The organism is Thiocapsa sp. C2-2m (assembly GCF_041903745.1).
Lineage (GTDB): Bacteria > Pseudomonadota > Gammaproteobacteria > Chromatiales > Chromatiaceae > Thiocapsa > Thiocapsa roseilacustris.
Map to the genome: position 1 here is coordinate 1 of NZ_JBBWVD010000042.1, position 17,764 is coordinate 17,764.

Below are 17,764 nucleotides of genomic sequence, written 5' to 3' on the forward strand. Positions count from 1 at the left end.
CTGCCACCGCCTTTCTCGCCTTTGGCGTAGCTGTAGCCGCGGCTTTCGAGCTCTGCCTCGCCGCTGCTCGCCCGCGCGCCCACCAGGTCCTGGAGCCCGGCGGCCCCGGAGCCCCCCGAGCCGGAGTGGCTCTCGCCGCCGTGCTTGTTCGCCTCGCCGATCGCGACCCCGGCGGCCACCGCGGCGGCGGCCCCGACCGCCAGCTTCGCGGCGGTGCTCATCCCCTCGGGCTTGGGGCCGTCGTACTCGGCCCGGGTCACGTGACGATTCTTGACCTCGCAGGTCCAGTGGTGTTTCTTGCCGTCGACCTTGGCCTTACCTTCGACCGTGAAGTGCTTCTCGCTGTCGCTCAACTGGACGGCCGTGGCGTCGCGCAGGTCGCTGATGCCGTATTCGCTGCGGATCCGGCTCTCGCAGTCTCGGATGGCATCATCCGTACCGTACGCGAAAGCGGCGCCGGGCGTGGCGAGTGCCAGGGTCAGCAGCACCGTTGCGGCTGTCTGGATAGGACGACTTGGTTGCATGTCGGTTGCCTCGGTTTAGGGTGAATCCTGAAGCCAGGGTGTCGCCGCGCGCGAGTCCGGTGATTTGCCGGTCATCCGGACCGCCGGCGAGCCCATCGGCGAAATCGGTTGCCGGCGCACTTGACTCGGAGATTGTAGAGACGGCCCGCGTCCGGAAACATGGGGACTAATCCGTCGGGAATTCCCTGACAGCGGCGCTCATCATGTCGGCATGCCATGTCTACCTAATCGTCGACGGATCGACGTCGGAAATTGCAGCGTCGTCCGCTGCGGCAACACCATGAGCCTTGGCCTATCGGTAGGGCATGAGCACACCGCAAAAGTTGGCGGTCGGTGCGGCCATCGCTGACGGCGTGGCCGCCTCGGCTCCGCCGGTATTCCGAGTCCGCAGTCCTGCAATCAATCGCGATGCGACCATGAAACGACTCATCTCCGGACTTTCAGCCATCCTCCTCGTCCCGGCAGGCTTGTACCTGATTCTCGTGAATCTCGCGCTCGGTCTGCCCGCAACCCAGAACTACCTGAACGCCATACAGCCCGACCGCTTCGCCGTCGGCTGGGCGCAGGCCTGGAGCTGGTATCCGTTGCGCGTGGAGCTGCGTGGCGTCGCTGCCGACGGGCAGACGGCGACCGAGCAGTGGTAGGTGGAGGCAGTGCAGGCAGCGGCCTCGATCTCCCTGCTGCCGCTCCTGAACGGCGAGATCCGCGTGCATGATCTGGATCTCGTCGACATCGACCTGCGTTTGCGCCCGCGGCCGACCTCCGAGCAGGACCAAGCCGCGATCAGCTCCTACTTTCCCGTCATCCGCCATCGCGACCCCGCGGCCCTCGCGGAGCCGGAGCCGGAGCAGGACTCCGGAACGGTTGCACTGCGGATCGACGACATCCATGTCCGCGGCCGACATACGTTCTGGGTCTCCCATCTTCGCGGCACGCTACCCGGCGAGGTCCGCGGGAGCTTCAGTTTGGATACCCGAGCCGGACGGGTGAGTCTCGCGGGCGGGGCGTTGGACCTGATGCTCGAGTCGCTGCAGATCGCCGACGTACCACACGTGACCGACCAGGCATCCATCAGAGGCAGGATCGAGATACCGCCCTTCGTGATCTCCGAGGCCACCGGAATCGCGGCCCTGACCGTCCCCGAGTTTGATGCGCAAATCGACCTGCCTGTGCAGGACTTGCGCTTCCTCGCCGTGTTGATCGGCGATTTGGGCGGAATCGACCTGAGCGGAAAGGGCCGCCTGCGCGGCCGTGTCAACTACTCCCGTGGCCGGCTGCTCGGAGGCAGCGAGCTCACCGTCGAAGCCCACGAGCTGAGAATGACGTTCTCGCGATATGTCTTCACCGGCGACGGCATCGTCGAGCTGCTGGTCGATCCAAAGGATACGGACCAGGCGGATCTTTCGGTGCGCTTCGACGCGGTGCAGGCGGCCCTGATGGCCGGGCAGCCGAGCGGAGCGACCGATAGCGGAAACGCGCGGGCTCTGCCCTTATTTTCCGGTCACGGGCTCGAGGCCCTTCTGCATGCCGAGACGCGCGATGGGGAGCAGGGAACCGACCTCGGCCTGACCTTGACGATCCCGGCGATGGAGGCGCCCGACCTCGCCGTCTACAGCCGGTTGCTCCCCGAGAAGTGGGATCTGCGCATCGTTGGCGGGAAAGGCACGGTGAAAGGCCGAATGCAGGTTGACCCCGACCTGCTGACGCTGGAGCTGGATGTGGACTCCGACCGGGCCGAGGTACGCTCCCGGAATCGGCACGCGACGACGGACCTTCGGCTGCAACTGCGCGCGACCCTGGGCGGCCCCGACGGGACGATCCTCGATCTCTCGGGGACATCGCTGCACATCGACGATACCGAGGTCGCCGCCGTCGAGCCTTCCGCGTCCGGGTCCAGGCACGCGCAGCCCTGGAAGGCGGAGGTCACACTGAACGAGGCCGCCCTGACCCTGCCGGTGCAGGCCGCACAACCCGGTGCGCACAAGGTCCCCGTCGTGGCAAAGGCCCTGGCCGAGCGGAGCTTCGGCGCGCTGCTTGCCACGGCCAGCGGACACCTGTCGGCAACCCTGACCGTCTCGCAGCTCGACTGGATCGCGCAACTCCTGAACCGTCCGCTGAACCTCGGTTTGAGCGGCGCCGGCAAGATCGATGCGGAGATCCGGCTCGTCGATGGCTGGCCGGCGCAAGGGACGACCCTGACCATGCCGTCGGAGGAACTGGCATTCGGGCTCCTCGAGCATCGGATCGACGGCCGGGGGCAAGCCTCTTTGAAGATCGAGGAAGGCGGCAAGAGGCCGCGGCTTCGGCTGAATGTCGCCCTGACGGACGCGGTCCTGCATCGCCGCGGCGAGGCCGAGCCGAGCATCGGGGAGGTGCGATTGGATGCCGAGGTCCTGGTCACCGATCCCCTCGCCGAGGATTCCGGCGCGGCGGACGTGGCGCTGAAGCTCCATTCGGCGCGGGTCCGAGACATGAGCAGCTACAACGCCTACCTACCGGCGCATGTGCCCTTCTCATTGGTCTCGGGCGAGGCGAGTCTGGTTGGAGATCTGAAGCTCGGTCCCGACACCGCGATTGGCGCGCTCCTCTTGGTCGCCGATGACGTCCATATCGCACTGGACGAAACCGAATTGTCGGGCGATCTGCGAATCGACCTGTTGATCCGCGACGGCTCGGCGTTGGACATGCGCTTCGATATCACCGGCTCTGCGATTGCGCTGGACGCCTTTCGCGTCACGGGTCGAACCGCGTCTGCGGGTGCGTCGGCGTGGCACGCGCAATTGCAACTGGAGGACACCGAGGTGTCGTGGCAGAAGCCGATGGACCTGGACATGACCGCCGGGATCACGATCAAAGACACCCGACCTTTCGTCGCGCTGCTGGACAACGCGCGAGGGAAGCACGGGTGGATCGACAACATCTTGACGGCCGAGAACCTTGGGGGACACATCCGGTTAGCCATCGACGGGGACAGGGCCGTGATCGAGGACGCCATGGTCAATGCCGCGCAGATCGGGGTTCACGCCAAAGGACAGTCCGATGCGTCTGGCCGCGAGGCCATGCTCCTGGTGCGTTGGCACAACCTGGTCGGGGCACTGGAGTGGGACGGCGACCGTAAGCATTTCGACATCGGTGATGCGCACGCCAAGTACAATGTCTACCGGCCCGGCATAACCGTACTCCCATTCCGTAGCGCGGTGTCGACCGGGGAGCCATCGGACCACACCGAAGGCGAGGCCGGTCCCCTTCCCGATCGGCCGGCGGGCGCAGCGGGACCGCCCCGTAAGGTTGAGCCGGTTGTGACACCACCACCCGACAGAGATCCAAAGGCACCCCCGAACCTCTTTCTGGATGATGTTTCGTTCATCGAAGCAAATCCCGATCCCCGGTTCATTCCTTGCTGCGGTGGACACCCGCCGTTTGTGTTGCGCCTTCGTGCAGCAGATATCGGCCCTCCTCGGTACGGGCCACCCAATCGAGATTCTTGACTTGGTCGGCCAAGGCAGTCCCGGGACGATCACCAGCGTTCAAGACATCGAACAGATAACCCTTGATCTGCGTCGTCATCGGGCAGCAAAGCATCAGCCCGGTCTTGCCGGTGTAGCCCGAAGGGCTGACGACCAGCCAGATTTCCGGGGACGCGAATTCCGGGGACGGTTTACGAAGTTCATGGCCCAGGCGAGTGTCCGCTGCTCACTCGACTGCGGACCCCGGCCGGCGAAGCACCAGTTGCTGTTCTGCGCGCCGACGGTGTGATCCGCGAGAGCGCGCCGGCAACGACGCCGGTCGAGGAGGAGTTGAGGCGCTTCGAGACGCATCTGGAGCAGGTTCGCGGTCTTGCTGCCTCCACACGCAGACATCAGCTCCGCATCGTTCGCTGTTTGCTGGTGGAGCGATTCGGAACGTGGCGCATCGATCTCTCGGCGATCCTGCCCGAGCAGCTACGACGGTTCTTGGCACGGCAGCAAACCTCGTACACAAAGCCACACAGTTCCGCGACCCTGATCTCGACCTTGCGCAGCTATTTGCGCTTTTGCGTCACCCGCGGAGAGCCGGTGCAGGGGCTGATGGGGGTGTTGGTCTCGCCGCCCAACTGGCGGCAGGCAGCGCTGCCGAAGGCGTTGAGCGATGAGGAAGTCGCACGCTTGGTCGCCTCGCTCGGAGAAGATGGCCTATCCGCGCGTCGCGACGCGGCCATCGTGCGTTGCGCACTGCATCTGGGCTTACGGCGCGGAGAGATTGCGGCCCTGTCGTTCGACGACATCGCTTGGCGTGACGGCACGCTCACGCTACGCCGGACCAAAGGTGGGCGGGCCGATAGCCTGCCGTTGCCGCCGACCACCGGCCAAGCCATCGCCGACTATTTGCGCCTCGAACGCACGCAGACGTCCTCTCGAGCGGTCTTCGTGCGGTGCATCGCGCCGCAGGGTCGGCCGCTCGGCCCCCATGGCGTCGCCAAGGCGATCCGGCAAGCCTATGCCCGCGCGGGCTCACCGGGCACAGTGCCCATGCGCTTCGACATACCACCGCGATGGTGATGCTCCAATCCGGTGTCGCGTTCAATGTCATCGCCCTGTGGCTGGGATATGAATCCACAGCGACCACGCACCAGTACGTCGAAGCCAACCTGGCCAATGAAAGAGCAGGCCCTCGCGCGACTCCAGGAACCGGCCAACCTGCCCGCACGATACCGGCCGCCGGACGAGCTGCGTTAGTTCCTCGAGGCGCTCTAAATTATGTGAAGCTCTTGTCGGCTCTAGGCCAAACCCACGCCAGAGCCGGTTCTCGTTCTTCAATTAATTTAAACTTTCACATAGATCCTGTTATGTGAAGCTTCACATAACAGGATCGAAGAGTCACCCGCTTCCGGTTGATGGGAGACGGCTCCTGGCCGAGTTCTTCCCGATCGCCACCGAAGTTTAGTGACCGGAGAGGGGGGCCAGCCGTCACCGACCCCGGCGACTCGACCAACGGCAAGCTGCGTGATGCCGTCACCGAGACTCCAAGGACGAGGGGCCGCTTCTGGCCGAATGACCACGTCCCGCAGTCCTGGATTGGACCTGCTCTTCTTAGGTTTAACCGCGCGGCCCTCCTCTCCATTGACGGATCCGCGGCACATGCTGTGCCGCCCGCGTTTCACGAGCGTATGCGGGGGGCCTCAAGCCATTCCCGTGCGCACCGTCTCGGGAGATGCCGTTTCGCCGAGCGAGGCGTCGCCTTGGGACCCTCGGGGTCCGTACCGGCGGAGTTGTGCGACTCTCGCCGTCGGATGCCCAAACGGTTATTCGGGGGTGGAGGAGTCGAGGATGTCCCAAGCGATGGCATCGCCGCTGGACCACGCGGCCTCGACCCGCGGGCCGAGGCACCAGTCGCCGCCGGCGTAGAGCGTTCCGGAGGCGTCGCGGGTGAAGGGGCGGCCAAGCGGCACGCAGACGCGGGCGTAGAGCCAGCGATGGGCGGCGGCGTATCGAACGGCACTCGTGTCCCTGCCGAGGCGGTCGCTCAGCATGAGCGCGACGAGTGCGTCGGGGGCCAGCTCCAGATGCGCGGCGCTCCAAGTCGTGCCCGCTTGTGCGACCCAGCAGACCGACGCGGATCGCCCCGGTTTGCTGCTGTCCTGCGCGATCCAGGCCAGCGGGTCGTCGGGATCGGCGCGGGTGATGAAGGGTCGCGGGGCATCCGGGTCGAAGGCGGCCATCAAGGTCACGCAGGGGTCGAGGCGCACCGCGGCGACCTCTCGGGACATCGGATGCTCGGTTCCGAGGAGGTCGGCCAGTTGCGGCGCGGGCACGGTGACGACAACGCTGTCGAAGACCTGCACCTCGCCGGGCAGGGTCAGCGTCCAGCCGCGACTCGCTTTGCGCACTGCCGTCACTTGGATACCTTGGCGAATATCCAGGCCCGGGCCAAGATGTTTCGCCAGGCCGGTCATGCCGGGCGTGCCCACGATGTGCGGCCGTCCTGTCCCTTCGGCCCCGGGTGTCCGTTGCGATAATAGTCCGGGCGCGGGCGCAGCAAGGCGATGTCGGGCAGCGGCTCGCTGTGATCGTTTAGCCACACCGGATTCAGAACCGCAAGGACGGCGTGTGGACCCACGGCATCTTTGAGCAAGTTCGCCAGAAAATTCACGGTCCCGGCGTGTGGATGTCCGATCGGCGGCATCTCGACAATCTCCCCGTCGATCAATTCGGTGCGCAGGTCCGGTCCGAGGATGCCGGTGTCGCCCATGCGATGGTAGTCCGTCACCGAGACCCGAAAGACACGAGCAAGCGACGATGCCCGGCGGGGTGCGGTTGCGCTCGTGATCATGTCGGAACCTCACATTCTTGCGTAGCCAACGGTGTTCTCGATCCGGAACCTAGTCGCCTCGCGGGACCCGCGCAAGGCGAGCCCGGTGTCTTTCGGTCTATCAACGCCTCAGGCGCTGCGCAGCCGGGTCACCTTCACGAGCGCTACCGCGACCAGCGGGAGAACGAAGCCGATCACCAGGGCGGCGATCATCAAGTCCCCCAACTGGCTGTAATCCGCCGGCACGCTCACCACGCCGCTGACGGGGTCCTTGACCTCGCGGGTCACGAGGAAGATCTCGTTGAGATATTTGGTTCCCAATTGACCGGCCGAGAGGGCCAGATTGCTGAAGGAGGCCATGACGGCGAAGAAGGTGGCCTTCAGGTCATCCGGCGCCGAGTTGGCGATCCAGGCCAGCATGGGCACCATCGCGACCTGTCCCAGGGGGGATTCCATGGCGGTGTCGACGATGGTGATGAAGCGGGCATCGACGATGCCGCCGGTCACCGCGGCCGTCCAGTGGTGCAGCCCGAAATACATGCCGACGATCGGCAGGTAGAAGAGGCTCGAAAGCAGGGTCAGGAAGACGACCACATGGGCGATGGAGTGCTCGGCCATGAAGCGTCGGAAGATGAAGAGCCCCGCCAGGGCCAGGGTACTGCCGATCAGCGAGAGCACGGACAGAAACTGCTGGTCGAAGGCCAGCTCGTCGATCATCCACCAGGTCTCGCCGGCGCCCGGTCCGGGCATGGCGCGGAAAACGAAGATGATGATGGCCGTGCCCAGGAGATAGAGCCGTGCCTCGGCGTCCAGGACCCGCATCAAGCGCGACATGAGAAAGAGCACGATCGCCATGGAGCCGATGAAGATGATCTCTTGGTTGTAGGGCACGTCCGTGAGGCCCATCCCCAGCGTAAAGACGACGAAGGCCAGGCTGCCCCCGAGGATCCACCAATTCGGCGTGGTGATCTGGGCGGGTCGTTCCAGGCGCTGTCTGGCGTCGGTTTCATCCAGGCCCTTGGCGACGAGGCGACGCAGGTCACGGCGTTTGATGAGGCTCGCTAGGGCGACGCCGAGCACCGAGATCACCGGGATGGCCAGCGCCATCTGGTAGATGAGGATATAGGTCGCGACCTTGTCGGCCTCCGTCATCGTCTCGACCGCGGCGAAGAGCGAGATATTGGCGACCGATACGATCACTCCGCCGCCGATGATGGCGATCCGCCCGAGGGTCTGCATCGTGGTGTGCATCAGCTTGAGCCGAGCACCGTCGATCGGCTGGCCGTCGGCGTCGACCCGCGGGACCGCCTCGACCGTCATGGCATCCGCGACCACGTCCTGAATCACATAGCCCGTCGGTGCGAGCAGCGCGCCGAAGACATACCAGGCTTCCACCGGCATCACCGCGGCCATCGCCTCGCGCTCCGCCAGCAGGCCGAGCATGATCAACAGGCTCCCGGTCAGCATGGACGCGCCGAGATAGACCAGGCCGGCCTTATGGCGCCAGATGAGATCGACCAAGTGCCCCAGGGGCATCTTGAGCACCCAGGGGATCCCTGCCCAAAAGGCGAGTGCCGCCAGGAAGGATGCGGGCAGCCCGAGATAGTCCTTGACGAAGAAGGTGCCGACGATGGCGGTCAGGCCCTGAATGCCGTAGGCCACATAGATCATCAAGGGGGGCAGATAGGAGAGCCGCATCTCGCGCCCCATCTCCAGTATATTGCGGTCGAGCCACTGGCCGATTGCGGCGATGAATCCGCGTTGATCCCGTCGTCCGGTATGCCGGCTGCGAATGGCGGTCACGTTTGTGTTCTCACGATCGACAAAGGGTCGAAGGTTACGCCATCACCCTCGCGGAGGCGAGCGGTCGGCCGCGATGTCCCGACCCGCCGCGTATCGGCGTCATGGTGGCGTGTCGGCCCCGTGCCGTCGCGCGCGCCGGACTCTGATTGTAACTTCGGCCGTCGTGGCCCGTGCCCCAGAGCGCCGAGGATATGCGTAACAGCGCGACGCGATTGTCACGAGTCCCTGAGGCTCCGGGTGGCCGACTCATTGAACGAGGCCATGCGTCGAGGCCGAGCCCTTTAGTCGGAACGGGATTTCGAGGCCATACTCAGATTGCGGTACAGGGGCCGCGCATCCGTCGAAATAACGACGCTGTTCGGGGATTGCACAAGCCGGATCGCCACGAGGAAAGCGCAGGAGCATGAGCATGCTGATCGGGGTCACGCGCGAGATCAAATCCCATGAGCACCGCGTCGGTCTCACGCCGGAAGCGGTGGCCGAGGCGGTCCATCGGGGCCATCTGGTGCTGGTCGAGACTGCCGCGGGTGACGGCATTGGTGCGAGCGATGAGACTTACCGGGCCGCGGGTGCGCAGGTCTGCGCGACGGGCGAGGAGGTCTTCGGGCGGGCGGAGCTGTTGGTCAAAGTCAAAGAGCCCCAGCCGCAGGAGCGGGCATGGCTGCGGCCGGGGCAGGTCCTGTTCTCCTATCTGCATCTCGCTCCGGATCCCGAGCAGACGCGCGATCTGGTCGCCTCCGGGGCGGTTTGCATCGCCTACGAGACGGTCACCGACGCGCTGGGCGGTCTGCCGCTCTTGCGGCCGATGAGCCAGGTCGCGGGACGTCTGGCGATTCAGGCCGGAGCGACGGCCCTCGAAGTCGCTCATGGCGGTCGGGGTGTGCTGCTCGGGGGTGTGCCGGGAGTGGCACCCGGTCGGGTGCTGATCTTGGGCGGCGGTGTCGTCGGCTTCAATGCGGCGCAGATGGCGGTGGGCTTGCAGGCAGACGTGACCATTCTGGATCGCAACCCGGCGGTTCTGGATCGGTTGGCGGCACATTTCGAGTCGCGCGCACGGGTGATCCATTCCAATCGGGCGACCTTAGATCAAGGGCTGCGCGACGCGGATGTGGTCATCGGTGCGGTCCTGGTTCCGGGCGCGACTGCGCCGCATCTGGTCTCGCGCGCGATGCTCGGCGAGATGCGTCGCGGGGCCGTGCTGGTGGATGTCGCGATCGATCAGGGCGGCTGCTTCGAGACCTCGCGTCCGACGACACATGATCGGCCGACCTTTGTGGTGGACGGGATTCTTCACTACTGTGTTGCGAACATCCCCGGCGCGGTGCCCCTGACATCCACCTACGCCTTGAACAACGCGACGCTCCCCTGCGTGCTGGCATTGGCCGACAAGGGATGGCGTACTGCCCTGAGGGACGATCCGCATCTTCGCGATGGGCTCAATGTGTGCGACGGGAAGGTCACGCATGCGGCGGTGGCCGAGGCGCTTGGTTATGGCTTCGTGCCGCCCTCCGAGGTGCTGAGATCCTAAGGTGCTTCCCGGGAATAGGCATCCCGACTGCATATGCCCGCAAGACCCGAAGGGGCTGTAGTTGCGAATGAATTGGAACCTACACACCGGTCGTTCCTTTCCCGGAAATCAACTAAACGGCGCTTCTCACGCCGAGATGCGGGGTGTGCCGGGGGTTCCGAGCGGGCGATGCCCGCGGCTTGCGGACCCGTGGCGCCCCGAGTATTGTCGTATTGTCGTGCAGCGACGCGTTTCCCGACCCGGCGCGCAGATCCTCCGTAGCGCTTGTCCCGGTTGGACCATGGTCCGATGGGGCGTCGGGCAGGATCTCCGGACTGGGACGCCGCGTCGGACGCCCGACGCGAGCGTACCCTTATACGATCTCCTTAGGCCCTCGCCGTACTGACGCGCTTGGACAGGATGGCGCCGCGCATCCCGATGAGGACCAGGCTGCTGGCTAGGAAGGCGGCCACGGCTGTGCCGACCATCATGGCCATCGGTTTGTCTTGCGCGTTGGCGATCCCGAAGGCCTCCCCGATCGGGGCGAGGATGGCGACATTCTCCGGCGCGGCCAGGATGTAGGTGCAGAAGGCCAGGAAGGCACCGAAGAAGACGAATTTCCAATCCATGTGCAGGCCGGCGAGCAGGGTCGCGAGGCCGAGCAGGTAGAGCAGCACCAGCAGGTATTTCTGATCGTCGAGTGCGGCGCGCACGCCGTGCGTGTGCAGCAGCCACAGCAGACCGATCACGATCCCCCAGTGCAGGACCTGCTTCAAGGTGTAGACGAGGTAAGACTGATCGCGGATATAGGCCTGTCCAAAGCCCGAGAGCAAAGAGATGAAGGCGACGACCGGGACGAAGGTCTCCCAGTAGGGTATGGTTCCGGTCGCATCGTTGCGGGTGAGTGCGATGAGAACGACGGCGGCGACATAGAGGATCACCGACGGCAAGAGGGCCATCATCAGCGAGCCCTGGTCGGTACTTTTGGCTTTCTTCGCTGTCTCCGTCGAGGCAGCGTCTTTTGATTTGAACATGGAGAACCCTCCTTTCGGGTCGGTCAGTGGGCGAGTGGTCGACGCATCCCCCGGTGAGGAGGTCCGTCGAATGGTTCAAGCAACCGGATATTAACCCTTACTTTCGATGAGTGTTAAGGGATTTTCAGCAAGAATTTTCGACTGCGCCGGACGATTTCGGCTTTCTCCAAGTGCCGGGGTCGGTTGGATCGAGCGCGGTTGGCGGGGTCGGTGCAGGAGGATGAGTCGGCGAGACAATCGGGGCGCTCGCACCGAGAGACCACGACCGAACCCAGCCATGTCGGGCCGTCCGATGGCCCTCAAGGTCCTGCCGGCCCTGCCGACGACCTCGGCTCGCGTCGGTGAATGGCCCGCGTCGCAGCATGCGCGATTGAGCCTTCTCGGCCTCTTTGGCCTCGTGCTTCCGCTCCTCGGAGGTTGTGCCTCGGCGCCGTCTCCGCCGTCCAAACCGCTCGACGCCTGCGCCATTTTCAACGAGCGCCCGAGCTGGTACAAGGCGACGAAGAAGGCCGAGCGCAAATGGGGGACCCCGGTTGCGGTCCAGTTGGCCATCATTCAGGCCGAGTCGAGCTTCCGGCACGACGCCCGGCCGCCCGGGCGCGTCTCCAGCGCCTATGGTTATTCCCAAGCGATCGACGGGACCTGGGACTGGTATCGCGAGCAGACGGGCAATCGGCGCGCCGCGCGGACCAACTTCGACCATGCCGTCGACTTCGTCGGTTGGTACACGGACGTCACCCACCGCACGCTCGGCATCTCGAAAGGGGATGGCTACCGTCAGTATCTCGCTTATCACGAGGGTCATCGCGGCTTCCAACGCGGGACCTATCGAAAGAAGGATTGGCTGGTGCGTGTCGCTCGCCGGGTCGATCAGCAAGCGAAGACCTACGGAGCACAGCTGCGCGCCTGCCGTCGCTGATCCGCTCTCTTTACCTCGGGCGGAACGCGCACTAGAGTTGTCCGGACCCACCGGTGTCGGTGACCACAGGAGTGTCGTCATGCTCGGTTCCTCGCTTCGCTTGCCTGCGGGTCTATTGGCGGGTCTATTGGCGGGTCTGTTCGCTGCGTCCTTGTCGATCGGGTGGCCGACGCCCAGCGAAGCGGCCGCGGGGGGCGGGCGCAGCATCCTCTTGACGCCCGGCATGGACTATTTCGGCGGGGACTACGAGACGCTAAAAGGGGTCGATCTCGAAGCCTGTCGCGACGCCTGTCTCGATGACGCCCGGTGCCACGCCTTCACCTTCAACAGCAAGGCGGGCTGGTGTTTCCTCAAGGCCTCCGCCTCCGACGCGCGTCCTTTCCCGGATGCCGTCTCCGGTCGCGTTCGGATCGGTCAGGCGACCGTTTCGCCGCCCGATCTCGCCGCGACTCGCAGCGCGGATCTGCGGTTTCTCCCGCGCGGCGAGCTGGATGCCGCCCGCAAGCTGTCGGCGCGCATCGCCGAGGCTCCCCCCCGCGATCAGCCGGCCGCGTCTTTGGCGGCCGAGGCTAGGCGCCTCGCGGCAAGCGATCCGGTCCGGGCGGCGGACCTCTACGCCGCAGCCCTTCGATTGTCCCCCGACGACCGCAGCCTCTGGCTCGATCTCGCCCGCACGGCGATGGCCGCCTCGCCATCCGACTGGCAGGCGCGGCAAACCTTCAAGCGGGACGCGACCGCAGCGGCCGTCAACGCCTATTGGCGCTCCGCAGCGGTCGCCGAGCGCGCCGATGCCCTGGCAGTTCTTTCGCGGACACTCGCCGAGCGCGACGACTGGCGCCCTGCGATCCGCGCCTTGCGCGCCTCGCTCGCGCTGGTCGAAGTCGCCTCCGTCCGCGCCGAGTACGACCGTCTGGTCGGCGAGCACGGTTTCCGGGTCACCGGACACGAGGTCGACTCGGACGCCGCAAACCCGCGCATCTGTCTCCAATTCAGCGACCCGCTGGCCCGCGACCGGGGCCAGCTCGCCGATTTCGTGCGGGTGACCGACCGCACCGATCTTCCGATCGAGGTCGAGGCCCGCCAGATCTGCATCGACGGGGTCGAGCACGGCGCGCGCTACCGCATCCAGGTCCGCGCCGGACTCCCGGCGGCGGACGGGGAGACGCTGGCCAAGGCGTCGGATCTGGACATCTTCGTGCGCGACCGCGCGCCCATGGTCCGCTTCCTGGGGCGTGCCTATGTCCTGCCTGCAGGTGGCGATCCGGCGATCCCGGTCGTCTCGGTGAACACGGATCGGATCGACGCGGCGGTCTATCGCATCGGCGACCGGGCCCTGGGTTCCGCGGTCGCGAGTGGGCGGTTCCGTCAGCAGCTCTCCACCTGGGACGCGAATCAGATCGCCGATCGCTCCGGCGAGGCGATCTGGAGCGGCCACATCGAGGTCAAACCCCCGGCCGACACCCGGCTCAATCGCGAGGTCACCACCTCGGTACCGGTCGGCGAGCTGGTCGATGACCTGCGGCCCGGCGTTTACGCCATGACCGCCAGCGCACACAACGCCATGCAGGAGCCCGAAGCGCTCGCGACCCAGTGGTTCCTGGTCTCGGATCTCGGACTTGCGAGCTTCTCGGGCAACGATGGCCTGCATGCCTTGGTGCGCTCGCTCTCGAGTGCCGATGCGGTCGCCGGCGTGAAGCTGCGTCTGGTTGCGCTCAACGACGACATCCTGGGCGAGGCGACCACCGATGCCGAGGGTCATGCCCGCTTCGAGCCGGGCCTGCTGCGCGGCACCGGCGGCAATGCCCCCGTCATCCTGGTCGCCGAGGGTCCGGACGGCGACTATGGTTTTCTCGACCTCACCCAGACACCCTTCGATCTGAGCGACCGGGGCGTGACGGGTCGGCCCGCCCCCCAGCCGCTCGATGTCTATCTGGTCACCGAGCGCGGCGCCTATCGCCCCGGCGAGACCGTCCAGCTCACCGCCTTGGTGCGCGATGCCAAGGCCGATGCCGTCTCGGATCTGCCGATCACCTTTACCTTCAAGCGTCCGGACGGCGTAGAGCACGGCCGTCTCCTGACGCAGGATCAGGGCCTCGGCGGCTATCGGGCGACGCTGGACCTGAGCCGCGCCGCCATGCGCGGCACCTGGCGTGCAGCGACCTACAGCGACCCCAAGGCCCCGCCCTTGGCCGAGGTCACCTTTCTGGTCGAGGACTTCGAGCCCGAGCGCCTCGCCTTCGATCTGGAGAGCCCGGTCAAGACCCTGGATCCAGACGACCTGCCCGAGATCGCCCTGGACGCCCGCTTCCTCTTCGGAGCACCTGCCGCGGGTGTTGCCGTCGAGGGCGAGGTGCAGGTCAAGCCCGCGCAGGGCCTCGCCGCGTTTCCCGGGTTCCGATTCGGTCTGGCGAGCGAGCCGGTCGAGCCGGTCGGCCAGCCGATCGCCACCACCCGGACCGACGACCAAGGCAAGGCCGAGATTGCACTGCAACTGCCCGACCTGCCGCCCACCAGTCGACCGCTCGAAGCCGATCTGCGCGTGCGTCTCCTCGAGGGCAGCGGACGCCCGGTCGAGCGCAGCCTGACCCTACCGATCGCAACCCGCGCGCCCCGCATCGGTGTGAAGCCCCTGTTCGAGGACGCGGTGGAGGAGGGGGGCAACGCCGGTTTCGAGATCATCCTGGTCGATGCCGACGACACCCCCGGCGACCAGCGCCGCTTGCCCGAAGGGTTGCGCTGGACACTCTCGCGTCTGACCACCGATTTCCAATGGTACGAGTCGGACGGGAGCTGGAATTACGAGCCGGTCGTCTCGACCCAACGCGTCGCCTCCGGCACCCTGGAGCCGGGCCAGATCGACGCCGTGACCGGCGCCGCGCGGATCGAGGCGCGGGTCGAGTGGGGCGGCTATCGTCTGCGTGTCGAAGGCCCGGACGGGACGGCCCTTCCGGTGGATCTCGACTTCGAGGCCGGCTGGTATGCCGCACCGCGCGCCGTCGACACCCCGGATCTGCTCAAGGTCTCGCTCGACAAGGCCGAGTATCGGATCGGCGAGACGCTCAAGGCGCGCATCGAGCCGCGCTTCCCGGGTGTGGCCCTGGTGATGGTCATCGACGACCGGCTGATCGAGATGCGCACGGTCGAGGTCCCCGAGGGCGGTGCGACGGTCGAGCTGCCCGTCACCCGTGCCTGGGGGCCGGGCGCCTATGTCACCGCCACGCTCTACCGGCCGATGGATCTGGATGCCCGGCGCATGCCCGGACGCGCGATCGGGCTCACCTGGGCCGGGGTGGATCCGGGCGATCGACGGCTCGACATGACGTTCGGCCTCGATCCGGCCGCAGGGGTGATCCGCCCGCGCCAACGGCTCGAAATCCCGATCCAGGTCGCCAATGCCCCGGCCGGCGAGCCGGTCTACGTGACCCTCGCGGCGGTCGACCTGGGGATCCTGAACCTCACGCGCTATCAATCGCCCGCGCCGGACCGTTGGTACTTCGGTCAGCGCCGTCTCGGGATGGAGGTCCGCGACCTCTACGGCCAGCTCATCGACCGCATGCAGGGCGTGCCCGGCACGGTGCGCTCCGGCGGCGACGGCGCCATGATCCGACTCGAAGGACCGCCGCCCACCGAGGATCTGGTCGCCTTCCAGTCCGAGATCATGCGTCTCGACGCCCAAGGCCGGGCGACCGTCGCCTTCGACATCCCGGACTTCAACGGTACCTTGCGGGTCATGGCGATGGCCTGGTCCAAACAAGGCGTCGGCCACGCGGTCGAAGACCTGCTGGTGCGCGATCCAGTCGTCATGATGGCGAGCCTGCCGCGCTTCCTCGCGCCCGAGGACAGCTCGCGCCTGCTGCTCGAGCTGACCCATGTGGACGGACCGGCGGGCGAGGTCACCCTGACGGTGGCGACCGACGGCGGGCATGTGCGCATTCCCGCCGACCAGACCGAGCGGACGCTGACCTTGGCCCAGGGCGGACGCGCCGCCGTGCAGATCCCCATCGATGCCGTCTCCGTGGGCGACGAGACTCTGAGCCTGGTCCTGCGCACGCCCGACGGCCCGGGCTCCACACAGGCTTTGACCAAGGCGTTGCGGATCCCGGTCCGCTCCAATGCCCCCTTGGTCTCGCGCAACGCGGTCGTGGATCTTGCCCCGGGCGGGGAGCTGCGCCTCGACGCCTCGGCCTGGTCCGAGATGCTCCCCGGCACGGGGGCGCTCGCGGTCTCAATCACCGGCGCCGGTCCGCTGGACGTCGCCGGTCTGGTCACTGGGCTCGATCGCTACCCCTACGGCTGCACCGAGCAGCTCACCAGCCGCGCACTGCCCATGCTCTATCTCAACGAGGTGGCAACCGCCATCGGTCTCGGGACCGACACCGAGATCCGCGAGCGCGTCCGCGAGGCGATCGGCGAGGTGCTGGCCAATCAGGCGTCGAACGGGAGCTTCGGACTCTGGGGTGCGGGCGGCGACGACGGCTGGCTCGACGCCTATGTCGGGGACTTCCTCACCCGTGCACGCGAGCAAGGCTACGAAGTGCCGGATCGCGCGTTCGACATGACGCTGGACAACCTACGCAACCGGCTCGCCTATGTGCCGGACTTCAGCAGCGGCGGCGAGGACATCGCCTACGCGCTCTATGTCCTGGCCCGCAACGGTCGCGCCGCCATCGGCGACCTGCGCTACTACGCCGAGACCAAGCTCGACGCCTTCTCCACACCCATGGCCAAGGCCCAGCTCGGTGCGGCGCTGGCACTCATGGGCGACCGCCCGCGTGCCGATACGGTCTTCCGTGCCGCGGTCGCGATGCTGGATGAGGGCGACGACGATGGCGCCTGGCGGTCCGACTTCGGCTCCGACCTGCGCGACGGCGCGGCCGTCCTGACCCTCGCCGCCGAAAGCGCGACCGGCGCGGTCGACCTGCAGGCCCTCGCCCGACGTCTGGAACAGGGATGGGTCAACGCGAACGACACCAGCACGCAGGACGACGCCTGGCTGCTGCTCGCCGCCCGTGCCCTGATGCAGGGCGCCGACAAGCCGCAACTGACGCTCTCGGGCGAGCCCTGGAGCGGTCCCTGGTTCAGCCGGCTCGGCGCCGACACCGCCGCCGCCCTGCCGCTGATCGTCGGAAACGCGGGCCAACGCCCGCTGGAGGCGCTCGTCAGCGTCGGCGGCGTTCCGCTGTCACCTGAGCCCGCTGGCGGCGACGGCTACCGGATCGAGCGTGCCTACTACGACCTGGACGGCCGCCGCATCGACCCCTCCGCCGTCACCCAAGGCGATCGCATGGTCGCCGTCATCACCGTCAGCGCAGACGCGCAGCGCCAAGCCCGACTCATCGTCGACGATCCGCTCCCCGCCGGCTTCGAGATCGACAACCCCAGTCTGATCAAGGCCGGCGACATCGCCGACATCGCCTGGCTGGGCCTGGAGGAGACCGCCGAGCATCTCGAATTCCGCGCCGACCGCTTCGTCGCCGCCGTCGACCGAGGCCCAAGCGAGCCGACCCGTTTCCAACTCGCCTACCGGCTGCGCGCCGTCTCGCCGGGCGTTTTCAGCCACCCGGCCGCGACGGTCGAGGACATGTATCGCCCGCAACGGCGGGCGTGGACGGAGACGGGGCGGGTGGAGGTTGCGCTGCCGGTGCGCTGAGCGTTGCCGGGAAAACCAGCGCGGAAACGTCCGCCATGG

The 17,764-nt window shown here is 66.7% G+C and carries 12 protein-coding genes; 7 read left to right on the forward strand and 5 right to left on the reverse strand.

The window, feature by feature from the left end; translation table 11 throughout:
* On the reverse strand, positions 1–524 hold a 524-nt coding region (locus tag AADX97_RS24350; protein ID WP_374239331.1), incomplete at its 3' end, for a hypothetical protein.
* A gap of 416 nt (positions 525–940) precedes the next feature.
* Between AADX97_RS24350 and AADX97_RS24355 the strand changes: the two genes are divergently transcribed.
* The 4 genes from AADX97_RS24355 to AADX97_RS24370 all read left to right on the forward strand — a co-directional run bounded on the left by AADX97_RS24355 (position 941) and on the right by AADX97_RS24370 (position 5,355).
* Complete coding sequence (locus AADX97_RS24355; RefSeq protein ID WP_374232075.1) at positions 941–1,168, forward strand: hypothetical protein; 228 nt, start codon at positions 941–943, stop codon at positions 1,166–1,168.
* Entirely contained in the window at positions 1,169–4,012 is a 2,844-nt protein-coding gene (locus tag AADX97_RS24360; RefSeq protein WP_374232074.1) for a hypothetical protein, read from the forward strand.
* A gap of 264 nt (positions 4,013–4,276) precedes the next feature.
* Entirely contained in the window at positions 4,277–5,062 is a 786-nt protein-coding gene (locus AADX97_RS24365; protein WP_374232073.1) for a tyrosine-type recombinase/integrase, read from the forward strand.
* Positions 5,062–5,355 (forward strand): hypothetical protein, encoded by a 294-nt coding sequence (locus AADX97_RS24370; protein ID WP_374238654.1) that lies wholly within the window; start codon positions 5,062–5,064, stop codon positions 5,353–5,355. The genes AADX97_RS24365 and AADX97_RS24370 overlap by 1 nt, the downstream gene beginning before the upstream one ends.
* 450 nt (positions 5,356–5,805) lie before the next feature.
* On the opposite strand, the gene AADX97_RS24375 is transcribed toward AADX97_RS24370, so the two are convergent.
* The 3 genes from AADX97_RS24375 to AADX97_RS24385 all read right to left on the reverse strand — a co-directional run bounded on the left by AADX97_RS24375 (position 5,806) and on the right by AADX97_RS24385 (position 8,615).
* Positions 5,806–6,471: an NAD(P)/FAD-dependent oxidoreductase gene (locus AADX97_RS24375; RefSeq protein WP_374232071.1), complete on the reverse strand. Its 666-nt coding sequence runs from the start codon at positions 6,469–6,471 to the stop codon at positions 5,806–5,808.
* Positions 6,453–6,833 carry a Uma2 family endonuclease gene (locus AADX97_RS24380; RefSeq protein WP_374232070.1) on the reverse strand — a complete coding sequence of 127 codons (381 nt, stop codon included), beginning with the start codon at positions 6,831–6,833 and terminating at the stop codon, positions 6,453–6,455. Before AADX97_RS24380 ends, AADX97_RS24375 begins: the two co-directional genes overlap by 19 nt.
* Positions 6,834–6,941: 108 nt before the next feature.
* Entirely contained in the window at positions 6,942–8,615 is a 1,674-nt protein-coding gene (locus AADX97_RS24385) for a hypothetical protein (RefSeq protein ID WP_374232069.1), read from the reverse strand.
* Positions 8,616–9,024: 409 nt separating this feature from the next.
* On the opposite strand from AADX97_RS24385, the gene ald reads away from it, so the two are divergent.
* A complete protein-coding gene (ald, locus tag AADX97_RS24390; RefSeq protein WP_374232262.1) occupies positions 9,025–10,143 on the forward strand; it encodes an alanine dehydrogenase in 1,119 nt (372 codons plus the stop codon).
* A 365-nt stretch (positions 10,144–10,508) separates the two neighbouring features.
* On the opposite strand, the gene AADX97_RS24395 is transcribed toward ald, so the two are convergent.
* Positions 10,509–11,156 carry a hypothetical protein gene (locus tag AADX97_RS24395; RefSeq protein ID WP_374232068.1) on the reverse strand — a complete coding sequence of 216 codons (648 nt, stop codon included), beginning with the start codon at positions 11,154–11,156 and terminating at the stop codon, positions 10,509–10,511.
* A 292-nt stretch (positions 11,157–11,448) separates the two neighbouring features.
* Here AADX97_RS24395 and AADX97_RS24400 point away from each other — a divergent pair, with 292 nt between their 5' ends.
* Both AADX97_RS24400 and AADX97_RS24405 read left to right on the forward strand, forming a co-directional pair.
* Positions 11,449–12,075 (forward strand): transglycosylase SLT domain-containing protein, encoded by a 627-nt coding sequence (locus AADX97_RS24400; RefSeq protein ID WP_374232261.1) that lies wholly within the window; start codon positions 11,449–11,451, stop codon positions 12,073–12,075.
* 79 nt (positions 12,076–12,154) lie between these two features.
* Positions 12,155–17,725 carry an MG2 domain-containing protein gene (locus AADX97_RS24405; RefSeq protein ID WP_374232067.1) on the forward strand — a complete coding sequence of 1,857 codons (5,571 nt, stop codon included), beginning with the start codon at positions 12,155–12,157 and terminating at the stop codon, positions 17,723–17,725.
* Positions 17,726–17,764 lie beyond the last annotated feature (39 nt).

Bases quoted from the DNA above. Each gene is read 5' to 3' on its own strand.
- AADX97_RS24355 (WP_374232075.1), top strand. From the start codon at position 941: ATGAAACGACTCATCTCCGGACTTTCAGCCATCCTCCTCGTCCCGGCA.
- AADX97_RS24370 (WP_374238654.1), top strand. From the start codon at position 5,062: ATGCTCCAATCCGGTGTCGCGTTCAATGTCATCGCCCTGTGGCTGGGA.
- AADX97_RS24380 (WP_374232070.1), bottom strand. From the start codon at position 6,833: ATGATCACGAGCGCAACCGCACCCCGCCGGGCATCGTCGCTTGCTCGT.
- ald (WP_374232262.1), top strand. From the start codon at position 9,025: ATGCTGATCGGGGTCACGCGCGAGATCAAATCCCATGAGCACCGCGTC.
- AADX97_RS24395 (WP_374232068.1), bottom strand. From the start codon at position 11,156: ATGTTCAAATCAAAAGACGCTGCCTCGACGGAGACAGCGAAGAAAGCC.
- AADX97_RS24400 (WP_374232261.1), top strand. From the start codon at position 11,449: ATGGCCCTCAAGGTCCTGCCGGCCCTGCCGACGACCTCGGCTCGCGTC.
- AADX97_RS24405 (WP_374232067.1), top strand. From the start codon at position 12,155: ATGCTCGGTTCCTCGCTTCGCTTGCCTGCGGGTCTATTGGCGGGTCTA.